This window comes from Streptacidiphilus sp. EB103A (genome assembly GCF_041261405.1).
In the GTDB taxonomy this organism is placed as follows: domain Bacteria; phylum Actinomycetota; class Actinomycetes; order Streptomycetales; family Streptomycetaceae; genus Streptacidiphilus.
In genome coordinates, this window is record NZ_JBGCAQ010000024.1 from 59547 (window position 1) to 85592 (window position 26046).

Below are 26046 nucleotides of genomic sequence, written 5' to 3' on the forward strand. Positions count from 1 at the left end.
ACTGCTGGACGTGAAATCTGGAGCTGAACCTGGTTCGGCGTCCGGCACACGAAGTGCCGCCGCCTCCGTAGACATCGCTGCCCGCGGAGAAGTGTTACGCCTCGCTTTCGTGGTGCAGGTCACAGTCGCCCGACGACGCTGCTGCCGGGAACCTACCCAGGACAACTCCGAGAGATGAGGGGATCATTCCTGCGGTCGCCCGATCCGGTGAAGGTTCCCGGGAACAACAGCAGGCCGCCGCCCGGATCGGGGCGGCGGCCTGCCGGCGAGGACTGCGGCTCTCGGCGGGGACTGCGGGCTCAGTGCTCGCGGGGCGCCGGGACCACGTGGTCCACCTCGGGATGGACCGTCAGAAGCGCACGCATGGCGGCCTCTGCCGCCGTGCCGTCGCCCGTGCCGAGCGCCTCCACCAGACGCGCGTGCAGACCGACCGACGGCTCGGACGGACGCTCGCACGCGGTGACCGGGCTTCCGGACACGGTGAGCGCGGAGCCGACGATCCCGGCCAGGTGCTCCAGCATCCGGTTCCCGGCCAGCTCCAGCAGCAGGGCGTGGAACTCGCTGTCGGCCCGGCTGAAGGTGACCTGGTCGCCCTGGGCCACGGCGTGGCCCATGATCTCGGTCATGTCCACCATGCGCTGGTGGACCTCGTCCCGGCCGTGCCCGGCCGCGAGCCTGGCGGCCAGCGGCTCGATGGCCCAGCGCAGTTCGAACAGCTCGCGGCGCTGGTCGTCGCGCTGCGGACCGTAGGCGCGCCACTCGATGATGTCGGGGTCGAGCAGGTTCCAGTCGGCGACCGGGCGGACCCGGGTGCCCACATTGGGACGGGCGCTGACCAGGCCCTTGGCCTCCAGCACCCGCAGGGACTCGCGGACGACGGTGCGGGACACCTCGAAACGCTGGCCGATCTCCTCCGGGACCAGGGGGCGGTCCGCGCCCAGGTCGCCGGAGACGATCATCTGCCCGAGCTGCTGGACGAGCTGCCCGTGCAGTCCCCGGCCACGGCCGCCGGCGACCCGGCGGCCGGGCCGGCCGAGGTCGGAGTCGGAACTGTCCCAGTGCAGCGAGGGGCCGGGGGCGCCGCGCTCGGGGAAGGCCCGCTCGGCGGTGCGTTCGCCGACGGGGAAGCGGTCCAGCTCGCCGACGCCGGAGCGGGACGGCTCGGACAGGCGGGCGGTGGTCATGGGGGGATGCGCAACGGTACTCACGTCTCCTTTGTCGGCGATGGCGGCCCGCGCCTTGAGGACTTTCGTGAAAAGCACACGAAAGGGTGATCGCCTGTCACCAGACAATTGACGATTTATCTGCATCTTCTGCGCAAAACAGGCAGAGCCTGGCGAGGCACGACCCCTGACGATCACTCAGCGTCAGCACACGTGGTCGAGCGCTCGCCCCCGACGAAGGCGACTCAGACCCCGCGGCGGCGGAGCAGCACGGCGAGGTAGCCGAGCAGGAGCAGCAGAACCGGCCCGGCCGCCAGGAGCAGCATGCCTCTCGGGGACAGCGAAGCGGTGCTGTGCAGCCCGCTCAGCGGTCCGTAGAGCCAGGCGTGGCCGGTGTCGACCGGGAACAGCCGGTGCCAGTGCGCGGCCCGCAGCCGGTCCCCGGTCAGACTGCCGTCGCGCAGCAGCCGTACCGCCGGTTCCACCAGGACCGGAAGGGTCAGCAGCACCAGCATCCCGGCGGCGGCGCTGCGCAGCAGGGCTGCCGCGAGCAGCCCGATCCAGCCGGCTGTCACCGCGAGCGCGGCGAAGCCGAGCAGGGCGGGCTCCAGCGCCGGGCGCCGGTGCAGGACGACGGCGTACACCCCGGCGTCCACCGCCAGCGTCGCCGCGACCAGCAGCACCGAGTAGACGGCGGACAGCAGCAGCTTCGCCAGCAGCAGCCCGAGGCGGCGCCGGGCGGGCACCAGCAGTGGCTGCAGCACCGGATAGCGGACCTCGTGCCCGTAGGACAGCGCGCCGACCACACCGGCGCCGAGGGCCGCGATCGGCAGCGGCAGCAGCGGGACGCCCGCGGTGAGGACCCGCATCGGGTCGGCCAGGGACGGCTGGCGGACCGTCAGGGCGGCCACAGCGGCGTCGACGAGGACCACGGCCGCCAGGACGAGCCAGGTGGACCGGATTCCGGTGAGCCGTCGGCGCTCATAGGTCAGTGCGTGCACGTGCTCACTCGCTTCGCTGGTCGGACACGGGGGGCTCGTCCCGGTAGAGCGGACCGCTGACCGAGGCGAGGCCGGCCGGGACACGGGACCGGGTCGCGGTGTCCGTCGTCGGAACCGGGACCGACGCGGAGACAGCGCTTCCCGGGGTCAGTACGACGACGGTCTCGCCCGGCTGCGCCAGCGCGGTCGCAGTCGCATTCGCCGTCGCAGTCGCCGATGCCGCCGCCGCTGCGGCCGGCGCCCCGGCAGGGGCGGCCTCGGCGCCGCGGCGCGCGGGCAACGGGGGCGTGGCCGGGGCGCCGGGCGCGGATCCGGCGCTGCGGTCGGCGAGTTCGTGCAGCAGGATGCCGTGCCGGTAGGCGAGTTCACCGATCTGGGTACGGGAGACGCCGACCACGGCGATGCCCGCACCGCCCTCCCTGCGCACCTGTGCGCCGGATTCGGCCAACAGGTCGGCGAGCCGGCTCACCTGGGGGCCGCGCACCGACACCTCGTCACGCAGACTGCCGCCGACGAAGTCGGCCTTGGTCTGGTCTGCCACGAGCCTGCCGCCGTCCAGGGTCACCACATGGTCCGCCAGCGCCGCGGCCTCGCGCGGATCCCGCACCGTGGCCAGGACCGAGCCGCCGCCGGCCGCGAAGGCCCGGAGGAAGGCGTGGAACCATTCGGTGTTCTTGGGCGAGAGCCCGTACGTGGGTTCGTCCAGCAGCAGCGTGCCGGGGTCGCCGAGCAGGGCCTCGGCCAGGGCGAGCCGACGGCTCATACCGGGCGAGAAGGTGCGCAGCCGGTGACCCGCCGCCGGGGCGAGCCTGGTCTGCTCCAGCAGCTGGTCGGCGCGGCGGGCCGGGACCCCGACAGCGGCGGCGACCATGCGCAGATGCGCCCGGGCCTCCCGGCCGGGGTGCCCCGGGTGGCGCCCGGAATCACCGAGGACCACGCCGACCTGCCGCTCGGGACGCCGCAGCCGGCGGTAGGTTCGCCCGTCGAAGAGTGCGACGCCCTGGCCGCGCTCCAGCCCGAGGGCAAGCCTCAGCGCGGTGGTGCGACCGGACCCCTCGGGCCCGAGGAGCACGGTGACCTGGCCTTCGCGCGCGTCGAAGGAGAGGTCGAGCAGAGCCGGGGGACGTCCCCTGCGACAGCTCTTGGTCAGTCCGATCGCCTGGAACACAGGGCCTCACCTCGCGATGCCGGTGCGCAGCCTTCCTCCGCCCGTTGCCAGCACGATAGACCGACTTAGTTACTTTGCGTGGTATTGGCGCTACGGCATGTAGGCGACGGCGATGGCGTTGACGTGCCGTCAGGCGTCGGGCCTCAGCATGGGCGGGTTCAGCACCGTCGCGTCCCCGGCCCGGAACAACTGGGCCGGGCGCCCGCCCTGACGGGTCGTGGTGCCGCCCGCCGGCACCAGGAACCCCGGCGTCCCGGTGACCTTGCGGTGGAAGTTGCGCGGGTCCAGCGAGACCCCCCACACCGACTCGTAGACCTGCCGCAGTTCCCCGACGGTGAACTCCTCCGGACAGAAGGCGGTGGCCAGCGAGGAGTACTCGATCTTCGAGCGGGCGCGCTCGACCCCGTCGGCGAGGATCCGGGTGTGGTCGAAGGCCAGCAGCAGACCGTCGTCCTTGCCGCGCCCCAGCAGCTCCTCCACCGGGGCCCACCGGGCGCTGCGGACGTCCCCGCCGGGGCGCGGGGTGGGCAGGTCGGGGGCCAGGGCCAGATGGGCGACGCTCACCACCCGCATCCGCGGGTCCCGCTGCGGGTCGCCGTAGGTCGCCAGTTGCTCCAGATGGGCCCCCACCCCGGGCCCCTGGCCGGCCGCACCGTGGGTGCGCAGCCCGGTCTCCTCGGCCAGTTCGCGGGCCGCCGCCTCGATCAGCCCCTCGCCGGGGCGGACGAACCCGCCCGGCAGTGCCCAGAATCCCTGGAAGGGCGGCTCGCCGCGCCGCACCATCAGGGCGCACAGCGCATGATCGCGAACAGTCAATACGACCAGGTCAACAGTGACCGCGAACGGGGGAAAGGCCGACGGATCGTAACGCGACATGGGCGCGATCATAGTCGTCTCACTGACGATAAACACCCCCGCCCGGTGGAGCGGCGCAACCCGACCCGCGACCGGTCCTGACCCGTCTGCGCTCGCCGGGGGCCCGTCCGGGACGGCGTCCGGACCCGCGCCGCTGCCGGGAGCGGCGCTCGGCCCGCAGGGTGGCGCAGAGCGACTGCGGCTGGGCCCCGGTGTTGACCGCCTCGTAGAGCAGCCTGGCGAAGGCGTAGTCCTCGTCCGTCTCCAGCGCCCGGCGCAGCGCGATCCTCGCGGTGACCTGGTCCCCGGTGACCCAGGCGGTCCAGGCCAGCAGGGACAGCGGGGCGGCCGCGTGGTCGTCGAACGGGCCGGTGCAGCGACGGGCCAGGAACCGCCACAACCGCTGGGCGTGCTCCACGTCGGGCGGGTCGAGCCATTCCGCGGCCCGGTCCCTGGCCAGCCGGTCCTGCAGGCCCAGGATCAGCCGGGCGGCCTCCTCCGGCGGCAGTTCGGCGGCGCCGCCGCCGAAGCGCTGCACAGCGGCGTCCACCAGTTCCGCGGTACGCGCCCTGACCGCCTCCCGGCCGCCGTCCTGCGACAGCTCCGCCACCAGGACGGGGACCACCCGCTCGAAGGCCCGCAACTGCTCCTCGGCGCTGGAGGCCGCCACCGGGGCGAGCTCCTGCTCCAGTTCCTTGAGGCTGCCCCGCACGCTGATCCCGGCGTAGGCAGCGGCCGCGGCCACCGCGGGGGTGCTGCCCGGCCGCTCGACGGGCGTGCCCTCGGCGGGGCAGCAGACCGGGTTGCCGCAGGCGTAGGACCACCAGCGCCCGCCCGAGACGCAGAGCGACTCGTGCACCGGAATGCCGGCGGTGCGGAACGCCTCGGCGAGTGCGTCGGCGAGCGGCGCCAGCGAGTCGCGGACCGCGCGGCCGTCCTGGCCCGGTTCGGGATCGCGGCAGAGGTAGAGGATCACCGCGTCCGGACGCCGGTCCCGGTGCTCGGAGAGCGCCACCAGGTAGCGGGCCACCTCCGCCGCGGCCTCGGGCCAGTCCGGGGGCGGGGGCAGGTCGATCCGCACCGTGCCGCCCTGCCGGCGCCGGGGCCCCTGCAGCCCCAGCGCGACCACGCTGTCACTGGGGAAGAAGCCGAGCAGGAAGGGCAGGACGTCGACCATGTCGGCGGGCGTCCGCATGGTCACCACGGGATGGTCGAAGGGAGTGGTCGGGGACTGCGCGTGCTCGTTCATGGGTCGAGCATGTCCGGTCCCGGGCGGCCCGGAGGGAGGTCCGGCGCGAGCTGTGGACAACTCGGGGGCTGTGGAGAACCCCGCCACACGTCCGAGTGAAGCGGAAACGTCCCTGCGCTCCGGATGCCGCCCGAATCCACAGCTTCTCCACCGCCGTTCGCCGATTGTCGGCCCCAGCGGCTATCAATGAGCCATGGACCAGACCCCGGACACCCAGCCACTCACCGACCGTGCGGCGGTCCGCGAGCGGGCCGACGCCGTGCTCCGCGATCTCGCCGGCGGCGACGCCCGGCTGCGCGAGGACCAGTGGCGCGCCATCGAGGCCCTGGTGGTGGACCACCGCAGAGCCCTGGTGGTGCAGCGCACCGGCTGGGGGAAGTCCGCTGTCTACTTCGTGGCCACCGCCCTGCTCCGGGCGGCCGGCGCGGGCCCGACCGTGATCGTCTCCCCGCTGCTGGCCCTGATGCGCAACCAGATCGACTCGGCCGCGCGGGCCGGGATCACCGCACGCACCATCAACTCCGCCAACGCCGACGAGTGGGAGACGGTCCAGGCCGAGGTCGCCTCGGGCGCCGTGGACGTCCTCCTGGTCAGCCCGGAACGGCTGAACAACCCCGACTTCCGGGACCGGGTGCTGCCCCGCCTCGCCGCCTCCACCGGGCTGCTGGTGGTCGACGAGGCGCACTGCATCTCGGACTGGGGCCATGACTTCCGCCCCGACTACCGGCGGCTGCGGACGATGCTCGCCGAGCTCTCCCCCGGCGTTCCGGTGCTGGCCACCACCGCGACCGCGAACGCCCGGGTCACCGCCGACGTGGCCGAGCAGCTCGGCACCGGCGGCGCCGAGGCGCTGGTGCTCAGGGGGCCGCTGGACCGGGAGAGCCTGGCCCTGTCGGTGCTGCCGCTCGGCGATCCGGCGCACCGGCTCGCCTGGCTCGCGGACCACCTCCCCGACCTGCCGGGGTCCGGCATCGTCTACACCCTGACCGTGGCCGCCGCCGAGGAGGTCACCGCCTTCCTGCGGCAGCGCGGCTTCCCGGTCGCCTCCTACTCGGGGCGCACCGAGGACGTCGACCGCCGCAGCGCCGAGGCGGACCTGCTCGCCAACCGGGTGAAGGCCCTGGTCGCCACCTCCGCCCTGGGCATGGGCTTCGACAAGCCCGACCTGGGCTTCGTGGTGCACCTCGGCTCGCCGCAGTCGCCCATCGCGTACTACCAGCAGGTCGGCCGCGCCGGGCGCGGTATCAAACGCGCCGAGGCCCTGCTGCTGCCGGGCCCCGAGGACCAGGCGATCTGGCGCTACTTCGCCGGCCTCGCCTTCCCGCCCGAGGAACAGGTCCGGGCGACTCTCTCCGCCCTGGCCGGCCACACCGACCCGGACGGCGTCCCGCTCCCGCTGTCCACCCCGGCCCTGGAGGCCCGGGTCGACCTGCGGCGCACCCGGCTGGAGACCATGCTCAAGGTCCTGGACGTGGACGGCGCCGTGAAGCGGGTGCGCGGCGGCTGGATCTCCACCGGCCGCCCCTGGTCCTACGACAGCGAGCGCTACGCCAGGGTCGCCGAGACCCGCCGGGCCGAACAGCAGTCGATGCTGGACTACGCCTCGACCCGCGGCTGCCGGATGGACTTCCTGCGCCGCCAACTCGACGACGGGGAGTCCGCGCCCTGCGGCCGCTGCGACAACTGCGCGGGGGCCCGCTTCCCGGTGGAGGCCTCTTCCGAGGCCCTGGACGCGGCCCGGGCGGCGCTCGGGCGGCCGGGCATCGAGCTGGAGCCCCGGCGGCAGTGGCCGACCGGCCTCGCGGCGGCCGGGATCGACCTCAAGGGCAGGATCGCCCCCGGCGAGCAGGCCGCCGCCGGTCGGGCCCTGGGCCGGCTGTCGGACATCGGCTGGGGCACCCGGCTCCGGGGCCTGATGGCACCGGGGGCGCCGGACGTCCCTGTGCCGGCCGACGTGCTGGACGCGGTGGTCACGGTCCTGGCCGACTGGGCCCGCGGCCCCGGTGGCTGGGCCGGGCCCGACGCCGCGGTGGCCCGTCCCTCCGGCGTGGTGACCCTGGCCTCCCGCAGCCGCCCCCAGCTGGTGGAGAGCCTGGGGGCGGGCATCGCCCGGGTGGGCAGGCTCCCGTTGCTCGGCCGGGTCGAGTACACGCCCGGTCAGCCCCCGCGCGGCTCGCGCAGCAACAGCGCACAGCGGCTCCGGACCCTGCACGGCTCCTTCGAACTACCCGAACAGCTCAGCGCGGCCCTCGCCGCGCTGGAGGGTCCGGTCCTGCTGGTGGACGACTTCACGGACAGCGGCTGGACCCTGGCCGTCACCGCCAGACTGCTGCGCCGCGCCGGTGCCCCGGGGGTGCTCCCCCTGGTGCTGGCCCAGCAGGCATGAGCGGCAGGACGCGGGCGTGAGCGGAAGGACCCAGCCGCGCCTGCCAGCACATCATCGCAACGGTGCTGATAATGAAAATAACTGACAGAAGATTGCCGCCGGATCGGCTGAACACGGACACTTCCGACAGAGTGCCCGTTGCCGCATTCGACCCCAGGACGTGAGAATTGGACCGACCGGCACATGGGGCACGGGGAGGGAGGGCCTTGAGCATGGACTCCGGCAATCGCAGGCCTTCCAGCAGACGCCCGGCCCGCATCACCCTGCACGCGGTGTCCCTGCCAGGCGCCTCGACCCGCCTCATCGACCAGGAGAGCTGGGTCCAGACCACTCCCCCGCTGCTGCGGGCCCCGCGCGAGCTCGTCAACGACCTCCACCGGGTGCACCGGCCGCAACCGGGCACCGCGGTGCTCGGCGTGCTGGAACAGGACGGCCGGATGGTCGCCGGGGCGTCGTTCTCGGCCAGAGTGGGGTACGGCGACGGCTGGCAGTACCGCAACGCCATCCTGGCCCACCTGCGCGGCATCGTCCCGCACGACCTGCGGCTGGCCCGACCGGTCCGCACCGTCGTCCTGATGCTGTGCCGGCGCGGCACCCCCGAGTGGACCGAGGCGGACGGCGCCTGGATGTGGGCCCTGCGCGACGCCAGCGGACTGCACGGTCTCCGCTGCGGCGCCTACGTCACCCTCACCGACGCGGGCTGGCAGGTGCTCGGGGACGACCGCGGCGGCCGCCATCCGCACGCGGGCTCCTGGGCCGAGGAGGCGGTGCCACCCGTCCGCTCCATCAGTGCGCTGCCCGCGCACGCCACGATCCAGCCGCTGCGGGTCCTGGAGGCCGCGCCCGAGCAGGCCAGAGCGGCCGTCCACTGACAGCGGACGGCTGCGGGCCCCGAAGGCGTCAGCCCTGCTGCGCCGGGATCAGGCCCGGATCGCCGCAGAGCACCACCAGTCGGGTCGCCCGGTCCAGGGCCGCGGCCAGGGCCTGCCTGGCGACCGCCGGCGAACCCCCGTTCACCGCGAGTACGACGACCTCGCGGCGGACCGGACGGCACTGCGCCGCATCGGCGTAGAAGACATCGTTGCCCTCCTCCAACTGCGCCCAGTAACGGTCGGCGCCGAAGGACTGCTCGTGCTGCTGCCACGGGTGCGGCTCACCCGTGGTCAGCACCAGCACCTCACCGGGCCGTCGGCCGGCGTCCAGCAGCAGGTCGACCGAGTCGTCGGCACGCTCCAGCGCGCCCGCCGAACCGGCCGGAACGGACTGGATCTCCACGGCGGGCGGGACGGGCACGACCGGTGCCGCCGGAGCGGCGGGATGCGGGTGCAGCGGGGCAGCCGGGCGACGTGGGACCGGACCCGGCTTGGGAATGCGCGGCGGCCCGGGGCGCGGAACCGGACGCGCGGCAGTGGCAGGACTGTGTACGGCTGGGATTGCGGGCGGTGTCACAGAAGGCATGGTGCGGGCTGTCGCGTCCGTCTCGTCGTTGGATGGAACACGAGGGCCCGGGGCGGTCTTGTGGATCTCCAGCTCCTCGGCAGAATCTGGCGGCACACCGGATGGCGTCGCACAGCGCCCCAGAGCTTACTCGCTGGCGTCGAACAGCCGGTAGGGGGTCCGCCCGTCCCCCGGGGACACTCCGTGAACTCCACGCGGACGCTCCGGGAACCGCACAAGAATTTGTCGAATCCCCGTCAGAAACCCAGTGACAGCTGCTCCGAACCGTCCGGCAGGCAACCGTCGGGGAGACGGTAGGTCCGCAGATGCCGCCAGGCGGGCAGGTCGTCCAGGTACGACCAGGAGAGGCGGTGGTGCGGAGTGGGTCCGTGCTCGTCGAGCGCCGCCCGGTGGACCGGGGAGGGATACCCGGCGTTGTCCGCGAAGGCGAACGCGGGGAAGTGGGCGCCGAGGTCGGCCATCATGCCGTCGCGCTGGACCTTGGCCAGCACTGAGGCCGCGGCGACCGAGACGCACGACTGGTCGCCCTTGATCACGGTGCGTACCTGCCAGGGGCCGCCCAGATAGTCGTGCTTACCGTCCAGGATCACCGCGTCGGGTCGCACCGGAAGGGCCTCCAGCGCGCGGATCGCGGCCAGCCGCAGGGCGGCGGTCATGCCCAGTTCGTCGCATTCCAGCGGCGAGGCGTGGCCCAGCGCATGGGCGGTGACCCACTCGGCCAGCACCGGGGCGAGTTCGGTCCGGCGCCGGACGGTCAGCAGCTTGGAGTCGGTGAGCCCCTGCGGCGGCCGGCGCAGCCCGGTGACGGCGGCGCACACGGTGACCGGACCGGCCCAGGCGCCCCGGCCGACCTCGTCGACACCGGCCACCACCTGCGCTCCGGCCCTGCGCAGCGCGCGTTCGACACGGTGGTCCGGGGGTTCCACGGGCATCTGCGGTCTCTCCGAGGTCGACGGGGCAACGTCCCGACTGTCAGTGGCCGGGTGCACAGTGGTAAGTGCACCGTTCCAGTGTCCCAGTCGCGGCGGTCTTCTCAGCCCGCCAGGAGGGTCCGTCCGTCAGGAGGGAGCGCACCGTGCGAGCCCAGTCAGGCCCGGACCATGGGCAGCATGACCTCGTCGACCAGGGCGACCGCGTCCGCCTCGGTCGGGGGGCCGTGCATCTTGGCCCGGTACAGCATCAGGGCCGGGGCGACATCCGCCACCAGCGGAGTCACCGCCTCGACGCGGACCTCCCCGCGCTCCGCCCCGCGGCGCAGGACCTCCAGCATCATGGCCTTGCCCGGATCCGTCACGCATTCGTTCATCAGTCCGAGGAACGGGCGCGCCCGTTCATGGTCGAGCTCGCCCATGATCACCCGGACCGCGCAGCCGGGCAGCGAGAGCATCGCCGCCCTGGCCCGCTGCATCAGCTCCAGCAGGTCGCCGCGCAGGCTCCCGGTGTCGGGCACCGGACCGAACGGGGGCAGCGTGGCCCGCATCGCCCCGAGGACCAGCTCCTCCTTGGAGGACCAGCGGCGGTAGACGGCGGCCTTCCCGGTCCGCGCTCCGGTGGCCACGGCCTCCATGCTCAGCCGGGCGTACCCGGAGGCGATGAGCTCGTCGAGGGTCGCCTGGAAGATCGCCTGTTCGAGTACCGTGCCGCGCCTGCGCGAGGAACGGGGACCGGCGCCCCCGGTCGCCCCTGCCGTCACCAAGGAAGCCGCCTCCAGAAAATCTTTAGTGAACGGTTGTGTTCACTACATCAGCACCACTACCGTCGATTGTAGTGAACGACCCCGTTCACTCCAGGTCCACAAGGGGACATTGTGGCCGTACCCAGCACCATCACCCGCTCGTCACCACCCCAGGCACGCCGCGGTCAGCACCCGGGCATCGCCCTCACGGTCATCGCCGCCACCCAGTTGATGGTCATCCTCGACGCCACCATCGTGAACATCGCCCTGCCCCACATCGCGACGGCGTTGAAGCTCTCGACCACCAATCTGTCCTGGGTCATCAACGCCTACACCCTCACCTTCGGCGGGCTGCTGCTGCTCGGCGGCCGCATCGGCGACATCATGGGGCGCCGCTCCACGCTGATGGCCGGCGTCCTGCTGTTCAGTCTCGCCTCGCTGCTCGGCGGACTGGCCACGGCACCGTGGATGCTGCTGGCCGCGCGGGCGCTCCAGGGCATGGGCGGCGCCATCGCCTCGCCCACCGCACTGGCGCTGATCACCACCAACTTCGAGGAGGGACCGGCCCGCAACCGTGCCTTCGGGGTGTTCTCCGCAGTGGCCGGAGCGGGCGGCGCCATCGGCCTGCTGGCCGGCGGCATGCTCACCACCTGGCTCTCCTGGCGCTGGGTGCTGTTTGTGAATGTGCCGATCGGCATCGCGATCGCCCTGCTCGCGCCGCTCTACATCAACGACTCCGAACGCCGCCCCGGCCGCTTCGACCTGCCCGGAGCGCTCAGCTCCACCGTCGGCATGGTCTCGCTGGTCTACGGCTTCATCAGGGCCTCGCAGAACGGCTGGTCCGACCCCTGGACCCTGGGCGCCTTCGGTCTCGCCGTAGTGCTGCTGGCCGGGTTCCTGCTGATCGAGTCGCGCACCGCCCAGCCGATCACCCCGCTGCGGATGTTCCGGAACCGCAACCGCTCCGGCAGCTACGGCATCATGCTCTGTCTGGCAGCGGCGATGTTCAGCATCTTCTTCTTCGTCACCCTGTTCGTGCAGGACGTCCTCCGCTACAGCCCGCTGCGTGCCGGGCTGGCATTCCTGCCGATCAGCTTCGCCATCGTCACCGCCGCGCAGATATCGGCCCGGCTGCAGATCAAGCTCGGCCCCAAACCGTTCTTCATCGCCGGCTCCCTGTTGGTCACCGGGGGCATCTCCTGGCTCACCCAGATCGACGTCGGCACCAGCTACGTCAGCGGGATCCTCGGCCCCACCCTGCTGTTCGGCCTGGGCATGGGCAGCATCTTCGTCCCCATCATGCTGACGGCCGTCGCGGGCGTCGCGCCGGCCGAGACCGGGGCCGCGACCGGGCTGCTCAATGCCACCCAGCAGGTGGGCGGATCGCTGGGCCTGTCCATCCTGGTCACCGTGTTCGGAACGGCCAGCCGCCACGAGGGCAAGCACCAGGCCGCGCAGTTCCTGGCCCACGCCACCCCGCAGCAGCTCGCCGACTTCAGGCACAGCGGGCAGTTGCCGAAGCAGTACGCCGACCTGGTTCTCACCCACGGCATCTCCACCGCCTTCGAGATGGGCCTGGTCTTCGCCCTGCTGGCCGCGATCATCTCGGTGTTCGTCATCAAGAGGCCCCCGGTTCCGCAGGCGCCGGGCGGTCCGGGACTGCATGACGCGGCACCGGTCGACGAACTGGCGAAACAGCCGGACGACGAAGCGGCCTGACTCGTCCCTTTCACAGAACCATTAACACCTGCTCAACTGTCAGCGGTAGAACAATTTGCTGGTGTCACTGAATCCTCGACCGGCACCCTGGGACCACCCCTCACCCAGGAGCTGAGCCATGGAACCCCCCTTCGGCCGAACCGCCGCCGCGATGATCACCCCGTTCCACGCCGACGGGAGCCTCGACACCGACGGCGCGCAGGCCCTCGCCGTCCACCTGGTCGACCAGGGCTGTGACGGGCTGGTCCTCAGCGGCACCACCGGGGAGTCCCCCACCACCAGCGACGCCGAGAAGGACGCCCTGCTGCGGGCGGTCCTGGAGGCCGTCGGCGACCGGGCCCGAGTGACCGCCGGGGTGGGCAGCAACGACACCCGCCACACCGTCGAGCTGGCCCGCGCCGCCGAGCACGCCGGGGCGCACGGCCTGCTGCTCGTCACGCCGTACTACAACAGGCCCGGCCAGGAAGGGCTGTGCCGCCACTTCACCGCCGTCGCCGACGCCACCTCGCTGCCCGTCATGCTCTACGACGTCCCCGAGCGCACCGGAACCCGCCTCACCGAGGAGAGCCTGCTACGGCTCGCCGAACACCCGCGGCTCACCGCCGTGAAGGACGCCACGGCGGACCTCGCCACAAGCGCCCGGATCATCGCCCGCACCGATCTGCAGTACTACTCGGGCACGGACGAACTGAACCTCCCGCTCTACGCCCTGGGCGCCGTCGGCGCGGTGAGCACCGTAGCCAATGTGGCCCCCGGCGAGACCAGGGCTGTCCTGGTCGCCCACACCGGCGGCGATCCGCGCGCGGCCGTCCGACTCAACCAGCGATTGATCCCGCTGACGGAGGCGATGATGACGCGCGCCCCCGGCACGGTCACCAGCAAGGCCCTGCTGCGCCACCGGGGACTGCCCGCCGGTCCGGTACGGCTGCCGCTGGTCGACGCCTCACCGGAACTGACCGCCGCACTCACCGCAGCGATGGCCGGCGCCCTGGCGACAGTCCCGGCCTGACCGGACTGGCCACTCACATCCAGCGATCGAAGGGCCGGTCGAGGGTGTAGCGGTCATCGGATCCCAGCAGCAGGGTCCGGCATTCGCCGTTGTCCGGATTGGAGAGCGCCTCGAACTCCTCCACCGACCAGTGGAACCAGCGCATGCAGAACAGGCGCATCATCAGACCGTGCGTCACCAGCAGCACATTCGGCGGATAGTCCGGGCGTTCGAAATTGCGGTGCAGGGTCTCGAAGAACGCACCGACCCGGTCGTACACATCGGCGCCCGACTCGCCCTGGGTGAACCGGTAGAAGAAATGCCCGTAGGCGTCCCGCGCCTTGCGCTGCCGGCGGATGTCCTCGGCGTCCTGGAGATTCCCCCAGTCCTGCTCCCGCAGTCTCGGTTCCTCCATCACCCGGGTCCGCGTCGGATTCATCCCCAGCAGCGCATAGGTCTGCCGATTGCGCAGATAGGGAGAGACATACGCCTGGACCGGATCCAGTCCGAACTGCGCCCGCAACTCCTCCCCCACCGCCCGCGACTGCTCCCGGCCCTTCGCGGTCAATTCCAGCGCATGATCCGGTACTCGCTCGTAGATCGTCTCGTCGACGTTCCCCTGCGACTCCCCATGCCTGACCAGCACAATGCGCTGTGGACGTGCCATGCGACCACCCTAACCGGCCGTTTCACGGCAGGCGCGGCGCCCCCTCCTGCAATGTTCCCTTCCGGATAATCCGCTACAAATCGAATTGCTACCCTGGTGGGCATGACCTCCATGACGCCCACCCGCACCGAGCCCGACCTGTCCTTTCTGCTGGACCACAGCAGTCATGTGCTGCGGACACAGATGTCGGCGGCGCTGGCCGAGATCGGGCTGACCGCACGGATGCACTGCGTGCTGATCCACGCCCTGGAGGAGGAGCGGACCCAGGCCCAGCTGGCCGAGATCGGCGACATGGACAAGACCACCATGGTGGTCACCGTGGACGCCCTGGAGCAGGCCGGACTGGCCGAGCGCCGCCCGTCGAGCCGGGACCGACGGGCCCGGATCATCGCGGTGACCGAGGAGGGCGCCCGGATCGCCGAACAGAGCCAGCAGATCGTCGACGGGGTCCACCAGCGTGCTCTCGCCACCCTGCCGAAGGAAGCCCGCGAAGCGCTGCTGAACGCCCTGAACCTGCTGGTCAGCGACCATCTGGCAGTGCCGGCCGCGGCCCCGAGGTCGGCCCGCCGGGCACGGCAGCGCGAGAATTAGAACTGAAACAGATCGTCTATAACGAAACCATCTGCTAGCGTCTCTTCTGCCGCCCCTTCGACAGGAGAGTCCGCATGCCTGCCACACCCAGCACCCGCTCCCACTCCCACTCCCGCACACTCGCTCTCGCCGTCATCGCCACCGGCCTGCTCATGGTCGTGCTCGACGGCAGCATCGTGACCGTGGCGATGCCGGCCATCCAGAACGACCTCGGCTTCTCCGCCGCCGGGCTGAGCTGGGTCGTCAACGCCTACCTGATCGCCTTCGGCAGCCTGTTGCTGCTCGCCGGACGGCTCGGCGACCTCATCGGCCGCAAACGGATGTTCCTCACCGGAACCGCCGTGTTCACCGCGGTCTCAGTCCTCGCCGGCACCGCCACCACCCCTGCCCTGCTCATCTCGGCCCGCTTCCTGCAGGGCATCGGCAGCGCCATGGCCTCGGCCGTCGGCCTGGGCATCCTGGTGACCCTCTTCACCGAAGCACGGGAACGCTCCAGGGCCATCGCCGTCTTCAGCTTCACCGGCGCGGCCGGCGCGTCGATCGGCCAGGTCCTCGGCGGCGTCCTCACCGACGCCCTCGACTGGCACTGGATCTTCTTCATCAACCTGCCGATCGGGCTCGCCACCCTGGCTGTCGCCGCGGTCGTGCTGCCCGCCGACCGGGGACTCGGCCTGAAGGCCGGAGCCGACGCCATGGGCGCCGTCCTGGTCACCGCCGGGCTGATGCTGGGCATCTACACCGTCGTCAAGGTCGAGGAGTACGGCTGGACCTCGGCCCGCACGCTGGGCTTCGGCACCCTGGCCGCGGCCCTGCTCGCCGGGTTCACCGTCCGGCAGGCGACGGCCCGGAACCCGCTGGTGCCGCTGCGCCTGTTCCGCTCCCGTGCCGTCGCCGGAGCCAACCTGGTGCAGATGCTGATGGTCGCCGCGCTCTTCTCGTTCCAGGTCCTGGTCGCCCTCTACCTGCAGGATGTGCTCGGCTACAGCGCCACCCGGACCGGCCTGGCCATGCTCCCGGCCGCCGTCGTCATCGGCGTGGTGTCGCTGGGCGTCTCCGCCCGGCTCAACGACCGCTTCGGCGAGCGCGCCGTCCTGCTGACCGGGCTGGCCCTGTTGGTCGGCGTCCTCGGACTGCTCGCCCGGATCCCGGTCCGCGCCCACTACGCCGCCGACCTGCTGCCGGTGATGCTGCTCGCCGCCGGCTTCGGGCTCGCCCTGCCCGCGCTGACCACGCTGGGCATGTCCGGCGCGAAGTCCGACGACGCCGGGCTCGCCTCAGGGCTGTTCAACACCACCCAGCAGATCGGCATGGCCCTCGGCGTCGCCGTCCTCACCACTCTCGCCGCCGCACGCACCGGTCGCCTGCTCTCCCACGGCAGCACCCCGGCCGCCGCACTGACCGGCGGCTACCACCTGGCCTTCGCCGTCGGCGCGGGACTGCTGGCCACCGCCCTGGTGGTCGCCGCCGTGCTGCTCCGCAGCGCGCCGGGAAAGGGCGCGGCCCCCGAAGCGCTGGGCTCCGGGGGCCACGTCACGGCTGGGCAGGATCAGCTGCAGCCACTGGTGGAGCCGCAGCCCTCGCAGAGGTAGCAGCTGCCCGCGCGGCGCATCTTGGTGCCGCAGGAGAAGCAGAGCGGGGCGTCGGAGTTGATGCCCTGCTGGAGCTCCAGGAGTTCGGTGGAGTTGTGCACCACCGGGGTGGGGAGCGGCTGGACCACGGCCGCCGGAGCAGCCGGGGCGGTCGGAGCGGCGGGGACCGCCTGGGGCCTGGTGACGGCCCGGGGGGCGGACTGGGACAGGCCCTCGACCTCGACGTCGACGTCCTGGTCGGTCGGCTCGTAGGAGCCGGTCTCCAGGTGCCGCTGACGCTCCTCGACGGAGTGGATGCCGAGCGCGGAGCGGGTCTCGAAGGGCAGGAAGTCCAACGCCAGGCGGCGGAAGATGTAGTCGACGATCGACTGGGCCATCCGCACGTCGGGGTCGTCGGTCAGACCGGCCGGCTCGAAGCGCATGTTGGTGAACTTGGAGACGTAGGTCTCCAGCGGGACGCCGTACTGCATGCCGACCGAGACCGCGATGGAGAAGGCGTCCATCATGCCCGCGAGGGTCGAGCCCTGCTTGGACATCTTGAGGAAGACCTCGCCGAGGCCGTCGTCCGGGTAGGAGTTGGCGGTCATGTAGCCCTCGGCGCCGCCCACCGTGAAGGAGGTGGTGATGCCGGGACGGCCCTTGGGGAGACGCTTGCGGACCGGGCGGTACTCGACAATCTTCTCCACGGCGGCGGGGGCTGCCGTCGCGATGGTGTCGTCCTCGGCCTTGTCGTCGTTCTTCTTGACTGACAGAGGCTGGCCAACCTTGCTGCCTTCGACGTAGACGGCGAGCGCCTTGGTGCCCAGCTTCCAGCCCTGGAGGTAGATCTCCTCGACGTCCTCGACCGTGCTGGACTCGGGCATGTTGACGGTCTTGCTGATCGCGCCGCTGATGAACGGCTGAATCGCCGCCATCATCCGGACGTGGCCCAGGGCCGAAATGGGACGCTCGCCCATCGCGCAGTCGAAGACCTCGTAGTGCTCACGCTTGAGGCCGGGGGCGTCCACGACGTTCCCGCGCTCGGCGATGTGCGCGACGATCGCCTCGACCTGCTCGTCCTGGTAGCCCAGGCGCTTCAGCGCCCGCGGCACGGTGCCGTTGACGATCTGCATGGAGCCGCCGCCGACCAGCTTCTTGAACTTGACCAGGGAGAGGTCAGGCTCCACACCGGTGGTGTCGCACGACATTGCCAGGCCGATGGTGCCGGTGGGCGCCAGCACACTCGCCTGGGCGTTGCGGAAACCGTTCTTCGCGCCGAGGCGGAGCACGTCCTGCCAGGTCTCCGTCGCCGCCGCCCAGATCGGGGCGTCCAGCTCGTCGCCCCGCGGGGCCTCGGCATTGGCGTCGGCGTGCTGGCGCATGACCCGCTGGTGCGGCTCGGCATTGCGGGCGTAGCCGTCGTACGGGCCGACGATGTCGGCCAGCTCGGCGCCACGCCGGTAGGCGGTGCCGGTCATCAGCGAGGTGATGGCGCCGGCCAGGGCCCGGCCGCCGTCGGAGTCGTAGGCGTGGCCGGTCGCCATCAGCAGGGCGCCGAGGTTGGCGTAGCCGATGCCGAGCTGGCGGTAGGCGCGGGTGGTCTCGCCGATCTTCTGGGTCGGGAAGTCCGCGAAGCAGATGGAGATGTCCATCGCGGTGATGACCAGCTCGACGACCTTGGCGAAGGTGACCGCGTCGAAGCTGTCGTCGTCACGGAGGAACTTCATCAGGTTCAGCGAGGCCAGGTTGCAGCTGGAGTTGTCCAGGTGCATGTACTCGGAGCAGGGGTTGGACGCGTTGATCCGGCCGGACTCCGGGCAGGTGTGCCAGTGGTTGATGGTGCTGTCGTACTGGATGCCGGGGTCCGCGCAGGCCCAGGCGGCCTCGGCCATCTTGCGGAACAGGCCCTTGGCGTCGACGGTCTCGATGACCTCGCCGGTGAGGCGGGCCCGCAAGCCGAACTCGGAGCCGTTCTCGACCGCGGTCATGAACTCGTCGTTGACCCGGATCGAGTTGTTGGCGTTCTGGTACTGGACCGAGGTGATGTCGTCACCGCCGAGGTCCATGTCGAAGCCCGCGTCACGAAGGGCGCGGATCTTCTCCTCCTCCTTGACCTTGGTCTCGATGAAGGCCTCGACATCGGGGTGGTCCACGTCCAGCACGACCATCTTGGCCGCGCGGCGGGTCGCGCCGCCCGACTTGATCGTTCCGGCGGAGGCGTCGGCGCCGCGCATGAAGGAGACCGGGCCCGAGGCGTTGCCGCCGGAGGTCAGCAGTTCCTTGGAGGAGCGGATCCGGGAGAGGTTCAGGCCGGCTCCGGAGCCGCCCTTGAAGATCATCCCCTCTTCCTTGTACCAGTCCAGGATCGAGTCCATGGAGTCGTCGACGGAGAGGATGAAGCAGGCGCTGACCTGCTGCGGCTGCTGGGTGCCGACATTGAACCAGACCGGCGAGTTGAAGCTGAAGACCTGGTGGAGGAGGGCGTGGGTCAGCTCGTGCTCGAAGATCTCGGCGTCGGCCGGGGAGCCGAAGTAGCCGTGCTTCTCACCGGCGGCGCGGTAGGTCAGCACCACCCGGTCGATGATCTGCTTGAGGCTCCACTCACGCTGCTCGGTGCCCAGCGCACCGCGGAAGTACTTGCTGGTGACGATGTTGGTGGCGTTGACCGACCAGAAGTCGGGGAACTCCACGCCGCGCTGCTCGAAGTTGACCGAGCCGTCCCGCCAGTTGGTCATGACGACGTCGCGCCGCTCCCACTGGACCTCGTCGTAGGGGTGCACGCCGGGAGTGGTGTAGATGCGCTCGATGCGGAGACCCGCGCCGGCCTTCGAGCCGGTGGCCTTGCCGCCCTTGGCCGCACCGCCCTTGCCTGCCCGGGTACCGCTGGTGGTGTCCGTCATTGCCGCCTCCTCCTGGGCAAACGCCCTGGGCGCCCCGCTGCTTCCCGGGGACCCGTCGTATCCGCAAAATCCGCAAATCAATTCCGCGCAGGCAGAAGCGCCCCTCGGGCGTCCCTGGTGCGTTGGCGTGTGGTGCGTGCCGTGTCGTGTGGTGCGCGCTCAGGCTGCTGGAACGGTGCCTACTGCGACGCGGTGGCGGGAGCGGGCACGGCTGCGCCCTCCTCCGCCGCTGGAGGCCGGTCCACGCGGAGCTCCGCGATGGCGGCCTCGAAGTCCTCAAGCGATTCGTAGGCCCGGTACACCGAGGCGAACCTCAGATACGCCACCACGTCCAGCTCCTTGAGCGGGCCGAGTATGGCCAGGCCCACGTCATGGGTGGAGAGCTCGGCGCTGCCGGTCGCCCGGACGCACTCCTCCACCCGCTGGCCGAGCAGGGCGAGCGCGTCCTCGCTGACGGGGCGCCCCTGGCAGGCCTTGCGTACGCCGCTGATCACCTTGTCGCGGCTGAACGGCTCGGTGACCCCGCTGCGCTTGATCACCATCAGGGCCGCGGTCTCCACCGTGGTGAAGCGGCGGTTGCAGTCCGGGCACTGGCGGCGGCGGCGGATCGAGGTGCCGTCGTCGGTGGTACGGGAGTCGACCACCCGGCTGTCCGGGTGCCTGCAGAAGGGGCAGTGCATGGTGCTGGTGTCCCTTCTGTCGTCCGCTTCCCGGCCGTACGGGCCCCGGGTTTCCACTCTGATCCTAGGCGATGGCCGAGGACGGGTTCCACCCGGGGAACCACTACCTGTGGCCGTCGGAGACCTATGTAACCACTAGATCTGGTGCTCGCGCCAAGCCTTCGCTTACCGCGTGTCGTAGCCCGCAGCTCACGCCCAGCGATCACCGCAGGTCAGGCCGGAGGGGCTGCCGGAGCGTCCGCGCAACTCTCACCCGGTTGGCCCGCGAGGCACGAAAAGCACGGGAAGGGACCACTGCGCCGGGTTTCATGAGATCCTGCTGCTCGAACAAACGATCGCATCATCAGCCGTACCCGCGCCTTGTACACCGCCAACCTTGATCACGTCAGGCGACCCAGGAATAATTCACTCGAACGTGTGTTTGGCGCAACCTTTCGATCGGTCATACCGTTGGCCTATTCAAAGGGAGAACGTCCGTCGAGAGGGGCCGCCGTGACCACCGCAAAAAGTAGCACCGTCCCGGTGCAGGAAAGCTCCCAGCACTCCAGCACCGCGAACAGCAGCCAGACCCGGACCCGTAGCCGGGAAGACCTCGGGAATACCGTCTCGGGACTCCTTCCGAGCCAGTCGTCCGGTTCCTCCGAACCCCACTCCGAACCCCACTCCTCGGGACACTCCTTGGACGCTCCAGAGAATGCCGCGGCCGACATCGCCGTGGACGAGACCCTTGCGGGTGAAAGCCCCGCACGCTCCCTCCCGGGCCGCCCGCCCGGAATCCGCACCGACGAGGCCGGGCTGACCGAAAGGCAGCGCCGGGTCATCGAGGTCATCCGGGATTCCGTGCAGCGGCGCGGATATCCGCCGAGCATGCGGGAGATCGGCCAGTCCGTGGGCCTCTCCAGCACCTCGTCGGTCGCCCACCAGCTGATGGCGCTGGAGCGCAAGGGATTCCTGCGCCGCGACCCGCATCGTCCGCGCGCCTACGAAGTACGCGGTATGGATGTGGTCCGCCCGGTGCCGGAAAGCACCACCGGACGCCCGGCGACCTCGTACGTCCCGCTGATCGGGCGGATCGCCGCCGGTGGGCCGATTCTCGCCGAGCAGTCGGTGGAGGACGTCTTCCCGCTGCCCCGGCAACTGGTCGGCGATGGCGAACTGTTCGTGCTCAAGGTCAGCGGCGACTCGATGGTCGAGGCAGCGATCATGGACGGCGACTGGGTCACCGTGCGACGCCAGCCGGTGGCCGAGAACGGCGACATCGTCGCGGCGATGATCGACGGCGAGGCGACCGTGAAGCGTCTGAAGCGCGAGGACGGCCACATCTGGCTGATGCCGCACAACGCAGCGTACGAGCCGATCCCCGGCGACAGCGCGACGATCCTCGGCAAGGTCGTGGCGGTGCTCCGCCGGCTCTGAACTCGACGGCTCAGGCCGGCGACACAACGGTCTTGCGGCGGTCCCCGGAGGAGGGTGACCGCCGCAAGACCGTTTGCGCTACCGGGCCCTGCGCTACCGGGCCTTGACCGGACGGGGCGGCGCGGCGGCGGCGTTGATGGCGGCCAGCGAACGGCGGACCTGGTTGCGGTCCGTGGTGTACCAGAAGTCCGGCATGGATGAGCGGAAGAAGCCGCCGTAACGGGCCGTCGCCAGCCGCGAGTCGAGCACCGCGACCACGCCGCGGTCCTCCGCCGCCCGGATGAGGCGGCCCGCGCCCTGGGCCATCAGCAGCGCGGCGTGGGTGGCCGCCACCGCCATGAAGCCGTTGCCGCCGTGCTCCTCGACCGCCTTCTGCCGGGCGCTCATCAGCGGATCGTCCGGCCGCGGGAAGGGAATGCGGTCCATCACCACCAACTGGCAGGCGGAGCCGGGGACATCGACCCCCTGCCAGAGCGAGAGCGTGCCGAAGAGGCAGCTTTCGGTGGACGCCGAGAAGTTCCGGATCAGCTCCCCCAGGGTGTCCTCGCCCTGGAGCAGGATCTCGCCGGGCACCCGCTCCCGCAGCGCCTCGGCGGCCGCCTTGGCCGCGCGCATCGACGAGAACAGGCCCAGAGTGCGGCCCCCGGCGGCCTCGATCAGCTCGGCGAGCTCGTCCAGCATCGCCGGACGGTCGGGTTCACGGCCCGGCGGCGGCAGATGCCGGGCGACATAGAGGATGCCCTGCTTGGGGTAGTCGAAGGGCGAGCCGACATCCATGGCGCGCCAGGCGGGGGTCGACTCCGCCAGCGGTTCACCGATGTCGTCACGGCCCGCACCGGCGGCGGGGGCCCTGCCGTCCTCGCCCACGCGGCCCTCGGGGCCGAGGCCCAGTGAGAGCCCGACACCGTTGAAGTCCCCGCCCAGCTTGAGCGTGGCGGAGGTGAGGACGACCGAGCGCTCCTTGTAGAGGTTCTCCCGCAGCAGTCCGGAGACGCTCAGCGGGGCGACCCGCAGCGAGGAGGTACCCGCGCCGAAGCGGTCGTTGTTCTCGATCCACAGCACGTCGTACTCGGAGCCCTCCAGCATCCGGTCGGCGGTGTCGTGGACGGTCTCCACCGAGGCCAGCGCCTGCTTGCGGACCGCGTCCTCGTCGCTGACGCCCTTGTCGCGGACCTCACCGATCGAGGTGATGACGGCCCGTGCCGCCTCGCGGATTGCGGCGACCGCGTAGCCGATGTTCTCCGGCAGTTCCTCGACCCGGCCGGGCTGGGCGATCTCCATCAGGCCGTGGAAGTTCTCGGCGGCGGCCTGGAGCTGGTCCACCGCCTTCTCGTTGGCGAGTTTGGCCGCCCGCTTCACCGCACGGTTGACCGCGCCGGTGGTCAGCTCGGCGGTGGCGATCCCGGTGACCCGGGAGACCAGCTCATGCGCCTCGTCGACGATCAGCAGCTCGTGCTCGGGGAGGACCGGGGCCCCCTCCAGTGCGTCGATGGCGAGCAGCGCGTGGTTGGTGACGACCACGTCGGCCAGCTTGGCCCGCTCGCGGGCGGACTCCGCGAAGCACTCGCCCCCATAGGGACAGCGGGTGGCGCCCAGGCACTCCTTGGAGCTGACCGCCATCTGCGCCCAGGCCCGGTCGGAGACGCCGGGCGACATGTCGTCACGGTCGCCGGTCTCGGTCTCATCGGCCCAGTCACGGAGCCGGATGACGTCCTGGCCGAGCTTGCTGGTGGGACCGCCGAGCACCTCCGCCGGGTCGAACAGCCCGTCCCCGTCGTCGCTGGGCGCGCCCTCGTGCACCCGGTGCAGGCAGAGGTAGTTGGAACGGCCCTTGAGCATGGCGAACTGGGGGCGGCGGCGCAGCAGCGGCTGCAGCGCGTCCACGGTGCGTGGCAGGTCCCGCTCCACCAGCTGCCGCTGCAGGGCGAGAGTCGCGGTGGCCACCACCACCCGGTCGCCGTGGGCGAGGGCGGGAACGAGGTAGGCGAGCGACTTCCCGGTTCCGGTGCCGGCCTGCACCAGCAGATGCTCGCCGCCGTCCACGGCGGCGGCGACGGCCTCCGCCATGGCGATCTGCCCGGGGCGTTCGACGCCGCCGACTGCGGTGACGGCGGCGTGCAGGAGTTCCCCGATCCGGCCGGACCCGGCGGGGGCTTCCCCCTCGCCTGCCGGAGAGGCCGATGGGGTGTCGTCGGTGGCGCCCTCGCCGGGCGTGGGAAGTTCAGTCATGGCTTGCCCAGCGTAGAGGTCGGCACTGACAGGCGGCCATCAGCGCAGGGTGGTGTGGAGCCGCGGGCCGGTCGCGGCACGCAGCGAGGGGTCGACCAGGACCGGCTCCTCGGCCCGGGCCGCCGCCAGTGCGTCCGGGTCGAGGAAGGCGACGGCGATGCCCGGGTCGGCCTCGCCGGCGTCGCTCTGCAGGGTCCCGTCGGGGTTCCAGCCGGCGCTGCCGCCGCAGCCCAGGTAGGGGCCGGACGGTCCGCTGTGGTTGGCCAGCAGCATGTAGGAGGTGTTGTCGAGGGCCCTGGCGGGGAGCCGGACGGCGCGCTCCCTGGCCCCGCTGCCCCGGCCGAGCATGGCCCCGACCAGGTAACCGTGGCAGCCGTCCAGGGCGGCGGCGCGGGCGTGCTCGGGAAAGCCGAGGTCCCAGCAGATGCCCAGGCCGAGACGCCAGCCGTCCACGTCGAGCGTGCAGCCGCCGGCGCCGGAAGTGAACCCGTTGGCACGCTCCCTGGGGGTGACATGCTGCTTGTCGTACCGGGCGACCCGCTGTCCGCTGCCGTCGATCACGAGGGCGGAGATCCGCAGCTCGCCGGAGTCGGGAGCCCGGGTCGGCGCGCCGACGACGACCGCGGTGCCGGTGTCGGCGCAGGCCGCGGCCAGCGGGTCAAGGCGCGGGTCGTCCGGGGCGATGGTGCGGCCGTCCGGGTCGGCCGCGATGTCCGGCAACTCGTAGCCGGTGAGCCACAGTTCGGGGAGCACCAGGAGTCGTGCGCCCTGGTCGGCGGCCCGGTGCAGCAGATCCACGGCGGTGGCGGTGTTGGCGGCGACATCGAGGGCCGCGCAGGCGGCCTGGCCTGCCGCGACGGTCAGGCCGGCGGCGGGGTGCTGGTCCATGGATGGTCAGCGTACCGAGCGCTGCGGCAGCCGGCCGGACCCGGGGGCGCTCCGGGGCGCGGGCACAGATGCGGAAGCGGGCGTGGGCTCGGAAGCGGGCGCACCGGGCCGGGGCACGCCGAAGGTGGTCCAGGCGGTGCGGGGCGGCAGGCGGTGGACGGGGCGACCGGCGACGGCGTTGAGGATGGTGGCGGCCCGGTGGGCGCCGAGGCCGAGGTCGGGCGTACCCACCCCGTGGGTGTGCAGTTCCGCGTTCTGGACGTAGATCCCGCCGGTGACGTCGTCGTCCAGGCCGACCCGGTGCTCCAGATCCACTACCAGCCGTCCCTGGTCGTCCCGGATGACCAGCTCGCCCAGCGGGTCCAGCAGGGCGGGGTGGCGCGAGGCATGGCCGGTGGCCAGGATCACCGCGCCGGTGCGACGGGTGTAGGTGATACCGGTCTGCAGGTGCCGGCAGTGCAGCTCCAGGCCGCCGCAGGAACCGCGTCGGGCGGCCTCGACCTCGGTTCCGGGCAGGATCTCCACGTCGGCGGCGGCCGCGCCGAGTGTGCGGTCGTAGAGGGCGGAGTGGATGTCGGCGAGGGTCTCGGCGCTGGCCGCCTTGTAGAGCTGCCACTGGGCGGGCACCAGGGCGTCCTTGGTGTGGGACGGCAGGCCGTGGAAGTACCGGGTGTAGTCGGGGGTGAAGTGCTCCAGGCCGAGTTTCGAGTACTCCATCGGGGCGATGGCCCGGGTACGGGTGAGCCAGCGCAGCTGTCGGCCGGGCGCGTGGCCGCGGCTGCGGAGCAGGTCCAGGAAGACCTCGGCGCCGGACTGGCCGGAGCCGACGACGGTGACGTCCGTACTGTCCGCCAGCGTGTCGCGGACGGTGAGGTAGTCCTCGGCGTGGTGCACCGCGCCCGCCGCGTGAAGCTCCGCGAAGGCCGCCGGAACGACCGGCTCGGTGCCGATGCCGAGGACGATGTTGCGGGCGGCGACCGCCTCGCCGTCCGGCAGCCCGATCCGGAAAAGCCGGGTGCGCGCGTCCCAGGCGACGGCGTGGACCGGGCTGGAGAAGCGGCAGTTGGGCAGGCGCGCGGCGGCCCACCGGCAGTAGTGCTCGTACTCGCGGCGGCTCAGATGGGACCGCTCCGCGAAGTAGAAGGGGAACAGCCGGTCGTGCTCGCGCAGGTAGGCGAGGAAGGTCCAGGGGCTGGTGGGATCGACCAGGGAGACCAGGTCGGCGAGGAAGGGCACCTGCATGGTCGCCCCTTCGACCATCAGGCCTGGGTGCCAGCTGAACTCGGCCTTGGCGTCAAGGAACAGGGTCCGGAGGTCGGCGACGCCGTCGGCGAGGGCGGCCAGGGAGAGGTTGAACGGCCCCAGGCCGACGCCCACCAGGTCGTAGGGCGCGGCGCTGCGGGCGTCGGTGGTGGTGTCCACGGCGGAGGTGCTTTCGGTCAGGG

The 26046-nt window shown here is 71.7% G+C and carries 21 protein-coding genes; 7 read left to right on the plus strand and 14 right to left on the minus strand.

Translation table 11 applies throughout. The features are described 5' to 3' along the window. Positions 1–299: 299 nt before the first annotated feature. The 5 genes from ABH941_RS33350 to ABH941_RS33370 form a co-directional block, all read right to left on the minus strand. Complete coding sequence (locus tag ABH941_RS33350; RefSeq protein ID WP_370133345.1) at positions 300–1262, minus strand: FadR/GntR family transcriptional regulator; 963 nt, start codon at positions 1260–1262, stop codon at positions 300–302. Between the two features lie 146 nt (positions 1263–1408). Further along, positions 1409–2164 (minus strand): hypothetical protein, encoded by a 756-nt coding sequence (locus ABH941_RS33355; RefSeq protein WP_370133347.1) that lies wholly within the window; start codon positions 2162–2164, stop codon positions 1409–1411. A 4-nt stretch (positions 2165–2168) separates the two neighbouring features. After that, the gene (locus tag ABH941_RS33360; protein ID WP_370133349.1) at positions 2169–3332 is read right to left on the minus strand and encodes an ATP-binding cassette domain-containing protein; all 1164 of its coding nucleotides are present in this window, start codon (positions 3330–3332) and stop codon (positions 2169–2171) included. 129 nt (positions 3333–3461) lie between these two features. After that, positions 3462–4208 (minus strand): NUDIX domain-containing protein, encoded by a 747-nt coding sequence (locus ABH941_RS33365; RefSeq protein WP_370133351.1) that lies wholly within the window; start codon positions 4206–4208, stop codon positions 3462–3464. A 19-nt stretch (positions 4209–4227) separates the two neighbouring features. Next, positions 4228–5436: a DUF4192 domain-containing protein gene (locus ABH941_RS33370; RefSeq protein ID WP_370133353.1), complete on the minus strand. Its 1209-nt coding sequence runs from the start codon at positions 5434–5436 to the stop codon at positions 4228–4230. A gap of 193 nt (positions 5437–5629) precedes the next feature. Between ABH941_RS33370 and ABH941_RS33375 the strand changes: the two genes are divergently transcribed. Both ABH941_RS33375 and ABH941_RS33380 read left to right on the plus strand, forming a co-directional pair. Beyond that, a complete protein-coding gene (locus ABH941_RS33375) occupies positions 5630–7822 on the plus strand; it encodes a RecQ family ATP-dependent DNA helicase (protein WP_370133354.1) in 2193 nt (730 codons plus the stop codon). Positions 7823–8034: 212 nt separating this feature from the next. Further along, positions 8035–8694, plus strand: coding sequence for a hypothetical protein (locus ABH941_RS33380; RefSeq protein ID WP_134000140.1), 660 nt, complete (start codon positions 8035–8037; stop codon positions 8692–8694). A gap of 28 nt (positions 8695–8722) precedes the next feature. Here the strand turns inward: ABH941_RS33380 and ABH941_RS33385 are convergent, their stop codons facing one another. From ABH941_RS33385 to ABH941_RS33395, 3 genes are all read right to left on the minus strand, one after another. After that, positions 8723–9115 (minus strand): hypothetical protein, encoded by a 393-nt coding sequence (locus ABH941_RS33385; protein WP_370133355.1) that lies wholly within the window; start codon positions 9113–9115, stop codon positions 8723–8725. Positions 9116–9516: 401 nt separating this feature from the next. Continuing rightward, positions 9517–10212: a ribonuclease HII gene (locus ABH941_RS33390; RefSeq protein WP_370133356.1), complete on the minus strand. Its 696-nt coding sequence runs from the start codon at positions 10210–10212 to the stop codon at positions 9517–9519. Positions 10213–10367: 155 nt separating this feature from the next. Beyond that, positions 10368–10973 (minus strand): TetR/AcrR family transcriptional regulator, encoded by a 606-nt coding sequence (locus ABH941_RS33395; RefSeq protein WP_370133438.1) that lies wholly within the window; start codon positions 10971–10973, stop codon positions 10368–10370. Positions 10974–11087: 114 nt separating this feature from the next. Here ABH941_RS33395 and ABH941_RS33400 point away from each other — a divergent pair, with 114 nt between their 5' ends. Both ABH941_RS33400 and dapA read left to right on the plus strand, forming a co-directional pair. Beyond that, entirely contained in the window at positions 11088–12674 is a 1587-nt protein-coding gene (locus ABH941_RS33400; protein WP_370133357.1) for an MFS transporter, read from the plus strand. A gap of 118 nt (positions 12675–12792) precedes the next feature. Continuing rightward, complete coding sequence (gene dapA, locus ABH941_RS33405) at positions 12793–13683, plus strand: 4-hydroxy-tetrahydrodipicolinate synthase (protein ID WP_370133359.1); 891 nt, start codon at positions 12793–12795, stop codon at positions 13681–13683. Positions 13684–13696: 13 nt separating this feature from the next. On the opposite strand, the gene ABH941_RS33410 is transcribed toward dapA, so the two are convergent. After that, positions 13697–14329: a histidine phosphatase family protein gene (locus tag ABH941_RS33410; RefSeq protein WP_370133360.1), complete on the minus strand. Its 633-nt coding sequence runs from the start codon at positions 14327–14329 to the stop codon at positions 13697–13699. A 102-nt stretch (positions 14330–14431) separates the two neighbouring features. On the opposite strand from ABH941_RS33410, the gene ABH941_RS33415 reads away from it, so the two are divergent. Together ABH941_RS33415 and ABH941_RS33420 are read left to right on the plus strand one after the other, a co-directional pair. Continuing rightward, positions 14432–14920, plus strand: coding sequence for a MarR family winged helix-turn-helix transcriptional regulator (locus ABH941_RS33415; protein WP_370133361.1), 489 nt, complete (start codon positions 14432–14434; stop codon positions 14918–14920). Positions 14921–14994: 74 nt separating this feature from the next. Then, positions 14995–16509, plus strand: coding sequence for a DHA2 family efflux MFS transporter permease subunit (locus ABH941_RS33420; RefSeq protein WP_370133362.1), 1515 nt, complete (start codon positions 14995–14997; stop codon positions 16507–16509). Here ABH941_RS33420 and ABH941_RS33425 read toward each other — a convergent pair. Both ABH941_RS33425 and nrdR read right to left on the minus strand, forming a co-directional pair. Then, entirely contained in the window at positions 16467–19388 is a 2922-nt protein-coding gene (locus ABH941_RS33425) for a vitamin B12-dependent ribonucleotide reductase (protein WP_370133363.1), read from the minus strand. The two genes, ABH941_RS33420 and ABH941_RS33425, sit on opposite strands and share 43 nt — an antisense overlap. Positions 19389–19567: 179 nt before the next feature. After that, positions 19568–20068, minus strand: a complete 501-nt coding sequence (gene nrdR / locus ABH941_RS33430) for a transcriptional regulator NrdR (protein ID WP_134005655.1) — start codon at positions 20066–20068, stop codon at positions 19568–19570. Positions 20069–20746: 678 nt separating this feature from the next. Here nrdR and lexA point away from each other — a divergent pair. Beyond that, complete coding sequence (lexA, locus tag ABH941_RS33435; RefSeq protein WP_370133364.1) at positions 20747–21484, plus strand: transcriptional repressor LexA; 738 nt, start codon at positions 20747–20749, stop codon at positions 21482–21484. 93 nt (positions 21485–21577) lie between these two features. Here lexA and ABH941_RS33440 read toward each other — a convergent pair whose 3' ends face one another. The 3 genes from ABH941_RS33440 to ABH941_RS33450 are packed head-to-tail and all read right to left on the minus strand — an operon-like array spanning position 21578 to position 26023. Further along, positions 21578–23713, minus strand: a complete 2136-nt coding sequence (locus ABH941_RS33440; protein WP_370133365.1) for an ATP-dependent DNA helicase — start codon at positions 23711–23713, stop codon at positions 21578–21580. 39 nt (positions 23714–23752) lie between these two features. Continuing rightward, positions 23753–24601 (minus strand): carbon-nitrogen hydrolase family protein, encoded by an 849-nt coding sequence (locus ABH941_RS33445; RefSeq protein ID WP_370133366.1) that lies wholly within the window; start codon positions 24599–24601, stop codon positions 23753–23755. A 6-nt stretch (positions 24602–24607) separates the two neighbouring features. Then, positions 24608–26023, minus strand: a complete 1416-nt coding sequence (locus ABH941_RS33450; protein WP_370133367.1) for a lysine N(6)-hydroxylase/L-ornithine N(5)-oxygenase family protein — start codon at positions 26021–26023, stop codon at positions 24608–24610. Between the last annotated feature and the right edge of the window lie 23 nt (positions 26024–26046).